The sequence below is a fragment of the Endozoicomonas sp. genome (assembly GCF_051008435.1).
GTDB lineage: Bacteria > Pseudomonadota > Gammaproteobacteria > Pseudomonadales > Endozoicomonadaceae > Endozoicomonas_A.
Window position 1 is genome coordinate 1 of record NZ_JBPCXO010000056.1, and the last position, 16,042, is coordinate 16,042.

Here is a 16,042-nt window from a genome sequence, read left to right on the forward strand (position 1 = left end):
GACACGTTACAGCTCGACCTTAAACCCTACACAAGAGTGGCGTAAGACATACTCCGGTATGCAGCCGTGTTGACGGTGTAGATAAACCCAGAGAATCACTGATTGTCGCAGGTTTTTAGTAGCGGAAAAGTTGTACTTCATGTTTCGACACCTTAATTCTTAGTCATATTAACCAGCCAACTTCCAACTCGCACAGATAAGCTCTCAGTATCAAGATGGCGAAGAGAGGCTAGTGGCTGGTTAGCCAATGGATCCTGGTATTGAATGGTTTCTTTCTAAGAATAAACTCTGTGAATAACAGAAATCTCCAGCTACAGGTAGAGCTGCTATGATCTCTGGATTATCAATGTAAGGAACGTGAGCCATTTTCAGGCCCTTAATCATCTCCTTAACCCTTTCAGTGATTTTTCACACCTCGCTTCTGGGCTTCTCCAGTGGTGATCGGGTGCCCACCCCCAAGACTCCGGGCATCCCCATCAAACTGGTTGCCCATCAACCTTCTATTGCCCCTCCCAACGAAGAGAGCCGGCCCATACAGAAAGAAGAACCCGATTCCGACTCAAAAAAGCCTGAGACTCAATCTGAAAACGCTGATAGCAATGAGGTCAAGGAAGTCAGATCAGCAAAGTCGGAACAGAAAAAAACGCCGATAAAACAAGCTGAGTCCAAAGAGAAAACAAATAAGAAACCCCAACCAGTCAGAACTGCAGTACCCGTTGAAAGTCAGCAAACACTGGGAAAACCTGTTGAAGAACTCGCTCACTCAGAAGCCGAGAACAGTGATTCTGATGAATTTCAACAATGGCTAGCTCAGCTGCAATACCGCATCAATCGCAACAAAACTTACCCCTATCAGGCCAAGCGAAGGCGTTTGGAAGGCGAAGTAAAACTGAAAGCAGAAATCAACTCTGACGGCACACTGGCTAAGGCTTCCATGCTGGCAGGTAAAAAAGCTTTTGAAACCAGCAGCCTGAGAGCAATAGAGCGCTCACTACCTCTCCCTCCACCTCACAAGAAATCGGTTACCGTCACTTTCATCATTAAATACCAACTGCTCTAACCGACCAATTCCTGAAGTTTCTGTCTGAGCCATTGATGAGCTTCATGCTCATTACTGCGTTTATGCCAAAGCATTCGGTGGGTCACCTGCTCGAAGGAGAAAGGCGGTGTCAGTATCTGAAGACCAAAACTGTCCGCATATTCTTCCGCCAGCGACATAGTAGTAGCACCAATACACTGACTCTTGGCTAAAAGTGCCATCATAGACAGCAGGGAATTACACTCGCCAGCAATAGCTCTCTGCTCCAGCCCTTCTATGGCCATATAGTCTGCAAGATATTGATGCGAGCGCCTAAGCTGTATCGCAATATGTTTCTCACAATAATATTGCTGCTCCGTAATCTGCCCCTGAATTCTGGGATGTTTTTTGGAACACACCAACGCCAGCTGATCAATAAAAAAAGGGCGTGATTCATAGGATTGGCTGCTCAACCCTCCCACGTCTATTGCCAGATCGGCTTTTTGCAAACTCAGCTGGTGCAGAAGCTGCTCCTCATCATTAGGGGTCAAATGAAACTCGATACTGCACTGCCCCATGGAAAGATCGCTCTCTACCCGGGGCAATAAACGTTGCAACATAGGTTCATTCGCAAACACCTTGAATAGATGAAGTGACTGCACGTCAAATGTCTTCAGATTTTCCAATGCGGAATAAACACTCCCTAGAGCCGGCTCAATATCATCCGCCAGACGCATAGCATGGTCGATGCCGGTCTGGGTAAAGCCATGTCCACCAGCTCTTCAGAGTACGGTCAGGGCGACATTACCTTTGTCCAGCCTGACTACAACCTCAACAAGGGAAGCAAGTTTGAAACCCTGACCATTGACGGTGTTGAGATGGTCTTCATCGACACTGCCGGGACAGAAGCCCCAGCCGGTATGGCGACTTACATCCCTTCAAGGCAAGCTCTGTGGACTGGAGAAATGATGTACCACGGCATGCACAATATTTACACACTGCGTGGTGCCAAAGTCAGAGATGCCCTTAAATGGTCTAAAGACATTAATGCCATGATCAACGCCTGGGGTTCTGACATTCAGGTGCTGTTTGGCTCTCACTCTTCGCCAGTCTGGGGCAATCAGACTGTAAACGACTTCATGAAAATGCAGCGCGATAACTATGGAGTTCTCCATAACCAGACCCTGAGACTGGCCAATAACGGCGTTGTTCTTCAGGATATTGGAGACGCTGTTGTCAAAGCTCTGCCTGAATCTATCCAGAAAGCCTGGCACACCAATGGCTATCATGGCTCGTACAGTCACAATGCCAAAGCCGTCTATAACATGTACCTGGGTTACTTTGATATGAACCCGGCCAACCTCAACCCCCTGCCCACTTCAGAAGAAGCCGTGAAATTTGTGGAATACATGGGGGGTATAGAAGCCATCATTACCAAAGCCCAGAAAGACTTTGATAAGGGCGAATACCGTTTCGTGGCCACAGCACTAAACAAAGCGGTTAAAGCGGAACCTGGCCACCAGGCCGCTCGCCAGCTTCTGGCGGATACATACGAACAACTGGGTTATCAGTCTGAAACCATTGGCTGGCGCAATACCTACCTTTCCGGAGCACAGGAGTTGCGCATTGGTTCACAGCCAGGCATTCCAAAAACCGCTTCTCCCGATGTACTTGCAGAAATGACCATGGGCAGCCTGCTGGATTATTTGGCAGTCAAAGTTGACTCGACTGTTGCTCAGCATAAGTCATTCACTCTGAATGTCATTCTTCCTGATATTGACGAAACCTACTTCGTGGAAATGTCCAATGGCAATCTGAACAATGGGAAGGTGAACAGTGAACGACTGGCTGACTCTACTCTTTATATCAACAAGAGCGATGTCACCGACATTCTGTTGAAGAAAACAACCCTGAAAGAACTCCTCAACAAGAAACAGGCCGGGATCAAAGGCGACAAAACCGTTATTCGTAAACTGGAAAGCTCAATGGTTTCCTTTAACCCAGCCTTCGAGATTGTCCCACGCCCTGATCAGGGACAAACAGTAGACGCCCACCTTTACAGCTGATTATTGTCACTAACCTTTATGACTCCCATGCACTGACATGGGAGTCATCCTGCTGCTTTAAAGACCATGAATTACAAGAAATCTGAGTTTACAGGCATGTTACTCACTGCCTGCTGTTTTGCTTCACTCCCGTTGGCTGCAGAAGAAGTCCAGGATATGTCTGATCCTCTTGCCGTTTACACCCAGGCTGGAGCCGGTGTCACCAATAAAGGCCTGAATATCAAGATTGGCCAAGCCTACGACACCGGATCTGTGGATAGCATGGCTATGAATATTATTGAAATAAAAGGAATGGGGGCTGATTTACTGGGACTGGATGGTGATGACGCCGTGGACAGTGCCCGGTTCCGAAATTTCACACTGGATACCACCAATGGCCGTGGTGCCCAGATTGATATCAACTGGAACTTTGACACCGGTACTGGTAATGCCTCTTACAGTTTTATTCAGGCGCTGCCCGCTATGGGTTCCATTCAATTCTATCCACTGGCGGGTATTGGCTTAACGGTCAGCGACTCTGCTGAAATCAGGGGTCAGGAAAACGAAATTGGCAGTGTTGGCTACGCGATTCCATCCACTTATGCGGTCATCGGCACCTATGCAAAAATATCTCTGACCGATAAAATCTGGCTGAACTACAACCCCATGTATATCACTACCTTTAATGATAATGACTACATGTCAGATCGCATGGATGGCCTTCATCATGAACTGGTCGCCAGCTATCAGATCAACCCACATCAGAACGTAAGGTTATTCGGTAACTATTCAGCGACAGAAGTGAATGATAACTGGGATTGGAGGGTCGAATTCAACCATCAGTTTTAAGCGTTTTCTCTATTTCAAAACGACCGTTACAGACAGCCTGAAAACTCCTCATTACTCCTCATTACAAAGCGAATGTGCCAGAGATACAATCAGGCTGTTTTTATCCCAGGATTCCTCTTCAATATGTCTCGTTCATTCCAGGCCGACGCCGTAATGCTGCTGGTTACCTTACTGGCGGCCAGTGGCTGGATATTCACCAAACTGGCTCTTGAAGGTTTGCCTCCCATCGCTTTTCTGGCACTGCGATTTCTGGGTTCTTTTCTGTTACTGATAATTTTCTGCGGGTATTCACTCTTCAAACTGAATCTTAAACAGTGGCGTTACGCTATTACCGCAGGACTGGTTCAGGGCATCACCATGATGATCTGGATTTTGGCCATAAACCGTGCAGACCAGGTCAGTGAAGGGGCATTCATTACCAGTATGCTGACGATTATTGCTCCCATTCTTGCCTGGTTATTTTTCAGCGCCCACCTGAAATGGGAAACCCTGCTCGCCCTGCCTATGGCATTATCTGGCATGGCACTGCTGGCACTGGATCGTCATTGGCAGTTTGAATCCACACAGCTTCTGTTTCTAATGTCAGCCTTCGGGTTTGCCCTTCATATCAACCTGACCAACTATCTCGGCCAAAGCATTCCCTCTCTTCCTTTTACTGCCATCCAAATGGCCGTAGTAGGACTTTTGGCGGCTCTGGCTTCCTTGTTTACAGAGTCCTGGCCAGAAACAGTGAACACTTCTGCCTGGGGCTGGTTACTGGCTTCAATTTTTCTGGCTACCGGTTTTCGCTACACCCTGCAAACCTGGGGTATCAAGAACTCCACTGCGGGCAGCGCAGCTCTCATCATGACCCTTGAGCCCGTCTGGACCGCAATGATGAGTCTTTATTGGCTGGGAGAATCCATGGATAGGCAAGCACTGGCTGGCTGCGCATTGATTCTTGCGTCCCTGGTGGTGAGTCGATGGCAGCTGATGACACGGCGCACTAAGCAAACAAGAAACAGTCTCCAAGTTTAGATCTGGATATAGACGCCTGAAACAGAACAAAAGCTTGTATTGGACAGCCCCCTAAATTCGACCATATCAGACTCTAACTATCAGATTTATAAATACTTTCTTATTCGTTCTGGCACTTTTAAACAGACTTCCGGTCAGGATCCGTCAAAAATACATCCGTAATGAAAAATTATGGCTATCTTTATGGGGTTGTTTCATTTTCAGGTGTTGTTATCAATGATGAAAAGAAGAAGTGCCCTGGTTGGGTCTGCGCTTTGCTTCATTCTTGCGGCTCCCGGCTGGTCTGCAGAATCCCCAGGAAAAGAAGCCCCCTTAAAGGGTGTCAAGTATCTAGGAAGCCACATAGTTCCCTCTGACACCCATAAAAGGGTTACCCATATTACCGGTGCTCATTACGTTCCTGCCGGAAATGAATCAACAGGAGCGCTCTATCTGCTCTCTGGTGATGCTGGGGCAGGCTTCACAGGCAGTACCACGAGTTGGGGAGATTTCTCAAAACCCCGGTATTTCAAAGTTGACCTGAGCCGGGTCACACTGGATCCTCAAAACCCTGATGACTACGAGTTTTCACCCATTGAGGTGGCTGAGCATCAAATAGAAGAGGGCAAACATGCCAAAACGGCTCCTCTCTGGTTAAACGACGGTCATATTGCACCCAGCGGGATTACCACAACCAAAGATGGCAAGCTTCTGATCTCCTCCAGCCAAAGTGAGAGAGACTTTACTGGCATCATTGACTATAGAGCTTTAGATATCCCAGCTTATGCAGGTTATGGCTACAAACACGCCAACCGTGACGAAACCAGTCTGGCCAGCCGGAATAATGGTTTTCTGAAAGCCTGGTACGATGCCCATGATTTCTTCCCCGTACCGGTTCTTGACCTGATTCCAGCAGCCTTCCTGCAGATTTTCAGGGAAATCCCCCTGCAGCTCTCCAAAGGTGTCCACTGGTACGATGTTGGACTGTCATCAAAATTCCTTCTCACCAACAGCGACGATCAAAAAGCGGGCCAGGTGGATGGAGCCTTCAAACTTCCAAAGCATTATGAGAACACTAACTGGATACCTTTTCATAGAGGGTTATCCGGTATTCAGCAGGGGTACGGTGTAAAAAGCCTTGATCATGTTCCTGGCAGTAACCACTATGTTTCTGCAACCGCTGGAGCGTTAGTGCAGGATGCCACCAAGTGGACCGTCAAGGGCATCGTTCCTCCTGCCAGAGTGGTGACCTTTACTACTGAAAAACTGCTCACCAATGGCGAGTTGCTTGCCAAGCAGTACAACAGCAGTGAAGAACTACCAGCAAGAGGTGAAGTACACACACTGTCTGAGAAGCTCTATAATTTCTCTCTCCTGACTGTGAACTCAGCCCTTAGAAAACAGCTTAAAAGCGATCCGATTCGTACTGTCAGTGACATTGCCGTTCTCAATCACAAGCAGGCCTTATTCCTTGAGAAATCAGAGTTACCTTACACAGGGGTTTTACCTCGCTATGTCACTCGGGTTTACCTAGTGGATCTGAGCAGCGGAAAGAATTTCAAAGGCAAAGAACTGTTTGAAGGCAATGAACTGAACACAGTATTTATGGAAACACCTGCAGACTTTATGTCCAAGACCCTGATCTTTGACAGCAGTCACCCAGATTCGCTCAGACTGATGCCCAACAATTCTGACTTCAACCTTCATCAGACAGGTTTCGAAGCTCTTGCCCTGGGTCCTGATACAACACTGGGAGACAAAACATTCATGCTGGTCAGCTATGATGACGGCGAAGCCAAAGGCTGGAATGCCCAAACTCGCCTTCTGCATTTCACCTTACCAGCAAGGCAGTAAAGGCTGTGATCTCCAGTGGACTCTCTTGGCAAACCTGAGTGGGTCCACTGCATTGGAATTGATGGATAAAACCATCGACACGGACTGACACCTGATATTTGCCAGTTTGCAAAGCCATCATCCCCGGATGATGGCTTTTTTTATGATCAGGATAACGCCCCCTACTCCAGCATTCTAACGACCCTTATTCAGTTACACCTTCTAACTACCGAAGAGAACATCACGACTTCTTTGACACTTTATGAAATATCCTGTTTAAGCTCTTGTTTTAGGTTCTGTTGACATAAGTTCGTCGTGCTCAGCTCAAGAGAGAAAAGCTCTGGCAAGGCGTGGTAGCGCAGGAATACTCATGTCTTTCAAGCGATCACAACGAAGTCAGAGTTTTTCTCGCTTGAGCCCAAAGGGTGGGTCATAAAGTGTCTTTCAGACTGCGTCGAGCGAATTTGACGTAGAAAAACTACGCCTGCATTCGTTCTCCTTGCTGAAAACCACTTTATGACTCACTGAGCACACAAACTTATGTCAACAGAACCTAGTGCTGATATAGTAGAAATCAGAAATCAGAATCAAAAAAACAAACGGACAGACAAGGCATGGCCGATAAACCTCTGACAGGACTCGCTGCTCGACTGGTTGTCGACCAGCTGATTGATGAAGAGACACTGCGCTCCGCTCTCACGCAGACAGAAAAAGCGAAGCTTCCACTTTCCAGTTATTTAATCCGGGAAAAACTGCTCAATGCCAAGGACATAGCGCTGGCTACCGCCGAAGAGTTTGGCATGCCATTATTGGACCTTAATGCCTACGATCACGAAAATGCCCCGAAAGACCTGATTCCTGAAAAGCTGATCCGCAAACATAAACTGATCCCGCTGATGAAGCGGGGCACCCGACTGTTTATTGGCATCGTAGACCCCAGCGACCATACCGCCATTGATGAAATACGATTCAGCTCTGGCTTGATGGTGGATTCGGTTCTGGTTGAAGAAGATAAACTGGAAAGGTTCATCGACCGACTGCTAGACAGTGGCGAAGATGCTTTGTCTAACTTTGATGATGACGAGTTTGGCAACCTTGAAGACTTGGAAGTAGGCGCCGTCGAGGATTCCGATGACGAAGAGTCAGGAACAGATGACGACGCCCCGGTGGTCAAGTTTGTGAATAAAATGCTCCTGACCGCCATTAAATCCGGCGCATCAGACCTTCATTTTGAACCTTACGAAAAAACCTACCGGGTTCGTTTCCGCACCGATGGTGTGCTTCATGAAACAGCAAAACCCCCTTCAAGCCTGGCTCCCAGAATTGCATCTCGTCTTAAGATCATGTCGGCTATGGACATCTCTGAGCGCCGGAAGCCTCAGGATGGCCGTATCAAGATGCGCCTGTCCAAAAGCAAGTCCATCGACTTCCGGGTCAATACTCTGCCCACGCTCTGGGGTGAAAAAATTGTACTCCGGATACTTGATCCATCCAGCGCTAAAATGGGTATCGATGCCCTGGGTTATGAAGAAGCCCAGAAAGAAATGTACATGGAAGCACTGCATCAACCCCAGGGCATGATTCTGGTTACCGGCCCCACCGGCTCTGGTAAAACGGTATCGCTTTACACCGGTCTGAACATTCTGAACACAGCGGAAAGAAACATTTCCACGGCTGAAGACCCCGTAGAGATCAACCTGGAAGGTATTAATCAGGTCAACGTTAACCCGAAACAGGGAATGGATTTCTCCCAGGCCCTGAGAGCCTTCCTGCGTCAGGATCCCGATATCATCATGGTGGGGGAGATTCGAGACATTGAAACAGCCAACATCGCCATCAAGGCAGCTCAGACTGGCCACATGGTTATGTCCACACTGCACACCAACAGTGCACCGGAAACCCTGACCCGTCTGCAAAACATGGGCGTTCCTTCCTTCAACATAGCCACCTCCGTCAGCCTGATCATTGCCCAGCGTCTGGCCAGACGTTTATGCAGCAACTGTAAGGAAGAAAAAGATATTCCCAGGGAAGCCCTGTTGGAAGAAGGCTTTAGCGAAGAGCAGATCAAGGATGCCATCATCTTTGGCCCGAAGGGATGTGATCAGTGCAGCAAGGGTTACAAAGGTCGGGTGGGTATCTATGAGGTGGTTAAGATCACTCCTCCCCTTCAGCAGATCATTATGGAAGAAGGTAACTCGCTCCAGATTGCTGAAATTGCCCAGAAGGAAGGTTTCAATAACCTTCGTCAGTCAGGACTGTTAAAGGTTTTACAAGGTGTAACAAGCCTTGAAGAGGCCAACCGGGTAACTCTGGAATAAGCCTGAGCCATGAATGCAAAATCCGGAAATAGCTCTTATTGAAGGGCTATTCTCCAGACCGACCGGTTAGCAAGGCTTCAGAAGCCTTGCTTTTATTATAAAAAAATAGATCCACATTCTTGGCCATTTCAGAAACGATACCTAATATTGAAAGTTCCCGAATTTAGAGTGGCGCGCCGATGTAACACAATGGGTAGTGTAGCGTATTCGTAATACGAAGGTTGGAGGTTCAAGTCCTCTCATCGGCACCATTTTTTGATCGTAAAAACGTTTTCTGACTCTATACTCTGAATAACAGACAAGTGACTGCTAACGAACAGTCACTTGTTACACTTGCTGTTATCAGGCCAGGGATTTTTCTACCCCATCAAACTCTTCAATGATCTCAGCTTCCGGTTCTGAAGACATCAGGCTGACACCAATAATGGCAATAAACGCAAACAACATACCTGGTACGATTTCGTAAAGATCGAAAATACCACCAGACACCTGTTTCCACAGAACCACTGTGACGCCACCCACAATAATGCCCGCAAGAGCACCATTACGATTCATACGTTTCCAATACAGGCTAAGTATCAGCGCAGGACCGAAGGCAGCACCAAACCCGGCCCAAGCATAAGACACCAGACCCAGAACAGAGCTGTCTGGAGACATGGCCAGAGCAAGAGCCACCAGAGCGATCAAGACTACCGCCAGACGAGCCACCAACAGAACTTCTTTCTGATCAGCATCCTTACGGATAATCGCTTTGTAGAAGTCTTCTGCCAGCGCAGAAGAAGACACCAGCAGCTGAGAATCAGCCGTACTCATGATCGCAGCCAGAATAGCGGCCAGCAGAATACCTGCTACTACCGGATGGAACAGAGCGTTAACCAGAACCATGAAAATTGTTTCGCCATCACCCAGCGGCAGATTCATTTCATTGGTGTAAAGCAGACCGATCAACCCCACCATAGTGGCGCCCAGCATGGAAATAGCGCTCCAGCTCACCGCTATACGACGGGCCGTTGGTACGTCCTTTTCGGAACGGATACCCGCGAAACGTGCCAGGATATGTGGCTGACCAAAGTAACCCAGACCCCAGGTCACCAAAGAGATAATGGCCATCCAGCCCAGTGCTTCACCGGAAGAAGTGGTAAACGGATTCAACAATTCAGGATTATGAGCACGCAGCTGCTCAAACAACGACACATCAGAACTTCCTGATTGCAGTGCAATGACCGGAACAATCACCATAGCGGCAGCCATCAGCAGACCCTGAACCAGATCCGTCCAGGAAACAGCGAGAAAGCCCCCGAACAGAGTGTAAGAAATCACACAGAGGGTACCGATGATCACCGCCCAGGTGTAATCCAGCCCGAACACCGTTTCGAACAGTTTGCCACCGGCAACCAGACCAGAGCTTGTGTAGAAAAGGAAGAACAGCAGGATAAAGAAAGCGGATACCAACTGAAGCAGTTTAGACGTGTCGCGGAATCGGTTGGTAAAGAATTCCGGCAGAGTCAGAGAATTCCCGGAGGCTGCACTGTATACACGCAGACGACGAGCCAGCAGCAACCAGTTCAACCAGGTACCGATCAGCAGACCACCCGCCAGCCAGAAAGCTTCAACACCGGAAGCAAAGGCATAACCCGGTAGACCCAGCAGAAGCCAGCCACTCATATCAGAAGCACCGGCACTCAAGGCCGCAGGCCAGGGCCCGAGACTCCGCCCGCCCAGAAAGTAATCTTCTGAGTCCGAAGTCCGCTTCCAGGCCCAGAGACCTATCATCAGCATCATGGCCAAATACACGACAAACGTCATTATTGTCGCAAAAGTATTGGTAATCATTATTCTTTCCGCTCTCTTATAACTTGTCCTGAGTACTGTCAGATAAAGCGCTGTCTGACTCCCCCAAAAAACTCAGGCAAATTTTGTTATCAGAGCCATGGGCTCTTTGTCAGGTGTTTTCACATCTCGCTCCCACGGTTCTCCGTAGGAAGGTATCGGTCCCAAAACTCTGGAACTGCTGTATCAAAAATTCATAGGGGTTCCCACGCAGGAGCATGAGAACCCGGGTTAAGCCCTTAACCGTGAAAGTCTGCCCAACAGAATTAAATCAGGCAGGCATAGACGATCAGTGCCCGGCACCCAGAGACAACAGAGTGGCATTACCACCGACGGCTGTTGTATTGATGCTGCGGGTTCGCTCGGTAGCAAAGCGATACAGGTAGTGTGGTCCGCCTGCTTTTGGACCGGTACCGGAAAGGCCCTGCCCACCAAAAGGCTGAACACCTACAACAGCACCAATCTGGTTACGGTTGATATAGGCATTACCTACTTTCAGGCTTTGCTCAATGTAGGATGAAGTCGCTTCATTACGGCTGTGTACACCCAGTGTCAGACCATAGCCTGTGTTATTGATTTCCTGGATAACCTTGTCCAGGTTAGAGGCCTTGTAACGAATCACATGAAGAATCGGACCAAACTGTTCTTTATCCAGCTGGCTGATGCTTTCAATCTCAAAGGCGACCGGAGCAATAAAGAAGCCTTCATTGCACTCTGCACCCAGATCCACTTGAGCAATCAGACGAGCTTCCTGCTTCATACGATCAACATGAGCCTGCAGTCCTTTCTGGGCCACTTCACTGATCACAGGACCCAGATCCGTTTCGTGCAGGGATGGGTTGCCCACTTTCAGTTCTGCCATAGCGCCGACCAGCAGATCCTCAATACGATCAGCAATGTCTTCCTGAACATAGAGAACACGCAATGCAGAGCAACGCTGTCCGGCACTGGCGAAGGCAGATTGTACTACGTCGTTGACCACCTGCTCAGGCAGAGCAGTAGAGTCTACGATCATGGCATTCTGGCCACCGGTCTCGGCAATCAGAGGCACAATAGCGCCTTCACGTGCAGCCAGAGTCTGGTTAATCAGTCGTGCAGTCTGGGTGGAACCCGTGAAAGCAACACCAGCAATGCGAAGATCAGCGGTTAACTGATGACCAATATCTTTGCCTTCACCCGGTACCAGTTGAATAACATCCCCAGGAATCCCTGCTTCAAGCATCATATCAACCGCACGTGCAGCGATCAGAGTGGTTTGCTCAGCAGGTTTGGCTACTACGGTATTACCTGAAGCCAGAGCGGCAACCACCTGCCCCAGGAAAATAGCCAGAGGGAAGTTCCAGGGGCTGATGCACAGAAAGACACCACGACCGGTCAGATACAGTTCGTTGGATTCTCCGGTTGGCCCAGGCATAACCTGTGGTGCAGAGAACTTCTCACGAGCCTGATTGGCATAGTAACGACAGAAATCAACCGCTTCACGCACTTCATCAATACTGTCGTGAATCGTTTTGCCGGCTTCTTTATGACACAGAGCCACCAGCTCTTCGAGATTGGCTTCCAGCAAATCTGCCAGCTTTTCCAGGCTCTGGGCGCGAGTTTCAACCGGTGTCTGATTCCAGCTGTCAAAGGCTTTATGAGCGGCTGAAATAGACTGATCCACTTCTTTTTCTCCGGCATAATGCAGACGCCCCGCCAGCTCGCTGAGCTGGTATGGACAGTGCACATCTACCGCTTTTTCTGTTTCAACCTGTTGACCAGAAATCACGGGGCCTTTGTGCCACACGTTGGTCATAAACTTCTGAATAGATTCAGAAAACGGCTGCCACTGAGATTCAATATCGATATTTACACCCATGGAGTTAACTCGGTCCTCTCCAAAAATATCTACAGGTAAGGGAATTCGGTCATTGGCCAGAGAACTGTGTTGCTCCAGAACGGTAACCGGATGATGTACCAGATCCACGACAGGGGTCTTGGCATCCACCAGACGATGAACAAAGGATGAGTTAGCGCCATTTTCCAGCAGTCGACGAACCAGATAGGGCAGCAAGTCTTTGTGGCTGCCTACCGGCGCATAAATGCGGACGTGGGATTTATCCTGATCCAACACGGTGTTATAGAGGGCATCGCCCATTCCGTGCAGACGCTGGAACTCAAAATGCTCGTGCTCGGCCATGCTCAGGATACTGGCAACAGTATGAGCATTGTGTGTGGCAAACTGGGGATAAATAGCCCCTTTAACAGGGTTACTCAACAGAAAACGGGCACAGACAAGATAAGCAATATCGGTGGCTTCTTTACGAGTATAAACAGGGTAGCCCGAGTGTCCTGACTGCTGACACAGCTTGATTTCGCTGTCCCAATAGGCGCCCTTTACCAGACGTACCGGTATTTCGTCGCCCTGCTCTTTTGCCAATGCCGCCAACCAGACCAGAACCGGCAATGCTCGTTTGCCGTAGGCCTGAACCACCAGGCCAAAACCACCCCAACCCTGACAGTCAGAATGACGGTAGAGCTTTTCGAACAGTTTTAGAGACAGCTCGAGACGGTCCTGCTCTTCAGCATCAATGGTAATTCCCACATCCAGACTTCTGGCGGTACGAATCAACCCCAGAACGCTGTCGAACAGTTCTTTCAGAACTCGAGCTTCGTTTGCTACTTCATAACGGGGATGCAGAGCAGACAGCTTGATGGAAACAGTAGGACGAGGCCCCTTGTAACCACCACTCTTTTCTTTACCAACGGACTTCACAGCCGCCAGATAAGACGCCAGGTATTTCTCAGCATCTCTGGCAGTCAGGGCCGCTTCACCCAGCATGTCAAATGAATAGGTATAACCTTTTTCTCTTGGCTTGCGACCATTCTTGAGCGCTTCTTCAATGGTGCGCCCCAATACAAAGTGCTCACCCATAATTTTCATGGCCTGATTGACGGCCTGGCGAATCACGGGCTCACCCATTTTTTTAACCAGCCGACCAATAACACTGCCCGGACGACCGTCTTCGGTCTTGTCCAGTGTTACCACCTTACCAGTCAACATCAGACCCCAGGTGGAAGCATTCACCAGCACAGAATCACTTTGCTTGAGATGACTTTCCCATTCAGCCACGCTGAGTTTGTCACGAATCAAAGCATCTGCAGTGTCAGAATCAGGAATTCTCATCAGGGCTTCTGCCAGACACATCAGCAGAATGCCTTCACGGGTATCCAGGCTGTATTGCAACAGCATGGAGTCAATCATGTGAATAGAATCTTCCCGGGCCCGAACCTGTTCAACCAGGTCCGTGGCTCGCCGGGTTACTGCAGCCAGCTGCTGCGGTTCTGGTCTGGCTAAATCGGCCAGTTGTGCCAGCCAGGCTGACTCATCCACACAGTATTGTGGAGAGATAGCCTTCCAAAGCTTGGCTGGACTCTCTTGGATGAATTCAGGCTTAAATACGACATTGGCCTCAAACATGCGGTGTCTCCCCCAGTTCCGGCAAATGTAATCCTTGACCTATGCCGTTTAATCAATCTCATTAGGAAATGCCTGGCTTATTACTTTTAAAAAGTTTTTTGCTCATGACGGTTTTGGTTAAAAACCGATGGCACTTCCACTTAAAGCGGTTTGTTTTGTATACACAAAAAGGCTTCTGACATCAGCCAGCCGGGAGGGACTGAACTCCATGAATCCTTTTTGATAACTTATTAATCGCCAATATCTACTGGCTAAGAGGCTGACCGAGAATAGGTAGCCTCCCCAAGGCTTTTGGCCAGTTCGCCATCATGCACAAAATTAAACAAAATTCCCAGATCTACAGGGCAGATTTTTTTAATACTCTATGGCCGATTTTGCCAATGATCGCCTACTGTTTTTGCACTGTCCCTTGACTCTCTTGACTCTCTTGACACTGGAGGTAAACAACCGTTTGAAATCACCCTTCATGGAAATGATCAGCCAGCCATTATCATGAGCTTTTTGTAATAACTCTTTATCTTCATAGCTGCACTCTCTGGCCGAATCGTCATGATTTATTATCATGGAGAGACCATTTACAGAAGCTGATTTGAACAGATAACTGAGCATAGGATAATCACCCATGCTGTTTCCTACTGCCAGTAGAGGCGGCGTTTCCCCCAGATCCATCCTTATTCTTTCAGCCTTTCCTTCATTCCAGTTATTGGGAGGCCTAAATTTATAAGTACGTATATATGTCCCATCCTGTTCACTAAGATGAAGCAGAACTGTCTGTGATAAAACATGGCTTTCAGAAATATTCAGTTTTTTTTGATCCAGATCATCAAATTCATCCTCTTTTATCATTCCTCTGATAAATGTTTCATCAGAACCTGAAACGAGGTAAACCAAAAAGTCATTTGTTAACAAATACTCGATCAGCTCGGCCATGGGAAGATAAAAAAGCGACTTCAGCGGTGCCTGATAAACCGGGTTGGCCTCCTTTCCCAGAAAATTCATACTGTACTGATAAGCACTGGTATCTGTTTCATTCAAAAAAGCGGTCAGCTGTACAACATCCAAATGGTTGTCCAACCAGGTAAAATTCTGGTTGCAGGCCTGTTGATAAACCTGCTCTGTATAAGTTTGAGGATTCAGTTTTTTCTTTTCACAGAGATGGTTCACATTCATATACATCTCCATGGATTGAGGCTTTTCAACGGTCAGAGTGCCATCTACATCAAAAACAGCCACTCGTTTCGACTCAGGAAGCTTTGAAACAGCCGTCTCCACAAAATCGAGAATCGCCTGCTTATTACTTCCATCATTCCAGGTCTCAAGAGGTTCAGCCAATAAATGTTCCGAGCCACCCAGTAAAACCAACAGTCCCGACAGAGTACTTTGAACCCATTTCATAGCCGAAAACTTCATAATCAGAGAACCTGAGTCTGTCTAAAGAAAGTGACTGCAAGGTTAGCAGACTCATTTAATGAGCATCGGCACACTGCCTCAGCTTTCAATTGTCTCACTCATTACCAAGCAGCGTTACAGTCACTTAACTCTTTCTTTGTACTTGAATCCGTGAGTTCATGATCGTTAAATTTGCCAAAAACTCAGTAATATCAGCATCTGTAGACTAATATTTGCTCATCTGGGTTTTCACTCTATAAGTGCATTTTTGTGGAACTGAAATTTGAGCAATCCGACACGGAAT

General features: G+C 48.1%; 11 protein-coding genes and 1 tRNA gene. 7 read left to right on the top strand and 5 right to left on the bottom strand.

Annotated features, from left to right (window positions below; translation table 11 throughout):
• Nucleotides 1-6: 6 nt before the first annotated feature.
• On the bottom strand, nt 7-141 hold the full coding sequence (locus tag ACR2PX_RS02500; RefSeq protein WP_433997780.1) for a hypothetical protein: 135 nt from the start codon (nt 139-141) through the stop codon (nt 7-9).
• Between the two features lie 304 nt (nt 142-445).
• On the opposite strand from ACR2PX_RS02500, the gene ACR2PX_RS02505 reads away from it, so the two are divergent.
• Nucleotides 446-1,060 carry a TonB family protein gene (locus tag ACR2PX_RS02505; protein WP_433997781.1) on the top strand — a complete coding sequence of 205 codons (615 nt, stop codon included), beginning with the start codon at nt 446-448 and terminating at the stop codon, nt 1,058-1,060.
• Here ACR2PX_RS02505 and ACR2PX_RS02510 read toward each other — a convergent pair.
• Nucleotides 1,057-1,755: a LysR substrate-binding domain-containing protein gene (locus ACR2PX_RS02510; protein ID WP_433997782.1), complete on the bottom strand. Its 699-nt coding sequence runs from the start codon at nt 1,753-1,755 to the stop codon at nt 1,057-1,059. The genes ACR2PX_RS02505 and ACR2PX_RS02510 overlap by 4 nt on opposite strands.
• 3 nt (nt 1,756-1,758) lie before the next feature.
• On the opposite strand from ACR2PX_RS02510, the gene ACR2PX_RS02515 reads away from it, so the two are divergent.
• From ACR2PX_RS02515 to ACR2PX_RS02540, 6 genes are all read left to right on the top strand, one after another.
• The gene (locus ACR2PX_RS02515; protein ID WP_433997783.1) at nt 1,759-3,084 is read left to right on the top strand and encodes an alkyl/aryl-sulfatase; all 1,326 of its coding nucleotides are present in this window, start codon (nt 1,759-1,761) and stop codon (nt 3,082-3,084) included.
• Between the two features lie 156 nt (nt 3,085-3,240).
• The gene (locus ACR2PX_RS02520) at nt 3,241-3,912 is read left to right on the top strand and encodes a hypothetical protein (RefSeq protein ID WP_433997784.1); all 672 of its coding nucleotides are present in this window, start codon (nt 3,241-3,243) and stop codon (nt 3,910-3,912) included.
• A gap of 123 nt (nt 3,913-4,035) precedes the next feature.
• A complete protein-coding gene (locus tag ACR2PX_RS02525) occupies nt 4,036-4,929 on the top strand; it encodes a DMT family transporter (protein WP_433997785.1) in 894 nt (297 codons plus the stop codon).
• Nucleotides 4,930-5,145: 216 nt separating this feature from the next.
• Nucleotides 5,146-6,762, top strand: a complete 1,617-nt coding sequence (locus ACR2PX_RS02530; protein WP_433997786.1) for an esterase-like activity of phytase family protein — start codon at nt 5,146-5,148, stop codon at nt 6,760-6,762.
• A 593-nt stretch (nt 6,763-7,355) separates the two neighbouring features.
• Nucleotides 7,356-9,059: a type IV-A pilus assembly ATPase PilB gene (pilB, locus tag ACR2PX_RS02535; protein ID WP_433997787.1), complete on the top strand. Its 1,704-nt coding sequence runs from the start codon at nt 7,356-7,358 to the stop codon at nt 9,057-9,059.
• A 175-nt stretch (nt 9,060-9,234) separates the two neighbouring features.
• A tRNA-Thr gene (locus tag ACR2PX_RS02540) sits at nt 9,235-9,310 on the top strand.
• A gap of 91 nt (nt 9,311-9,401) precedes the next feature.
• Here ACR2PX_RS02540 and putP read toward each other — a convergent pair.
• The 3 genes from putP to ACR2PX_RS02555 all read right to left on the bottom strand — a co-directional run bounded on the left by putP (nt 9,402) and on the right by ACR2PX_RS02555 (nt 15,759).
• Nucleotides 9,402-10,892 (bottom strand): sodium/proline symporter PutP, encoded by a 1,491-nt coding sequence (putP, locus tag ACR2PX_RS02545; RefSeq protein WP_433997788.1) that lies wholly within the window; start codon nt 10,890-10,892, stop codon nt 9,402-9,404.
• 286 nt (nt 10,893-11,178) lie between these two features.
• The gene (gene putA / locus ACR2PX_RS02550) at nt 11,179-14,349 is read right to left on the bottom strand and encodes a bifunctional proline dehydrogenase/L-glutamate gamma-semialdehyde dehydrogenase PutA (RefSeq protein ID WP_433997789.1); all 3,171 of its coding nucleotides are present in this window, start codon (nt 14,347-14,349) and stop codon (nt 11,179-11,181) included.
• 354 nt (nt 14,350-14,703) lie between these two features.
• Entirely contained in the window at nt 14,704-15,759 is a 1,056-nt protein-coding gene (locus tag ACR2PX_RS02555; RefSeq protein ID WP_433997790.1) for an HAD family hydrolase, read from the bottom strand.
• Between the last annotated feature and the right edge of the window lie 283 nt (nt 15,760-16,042).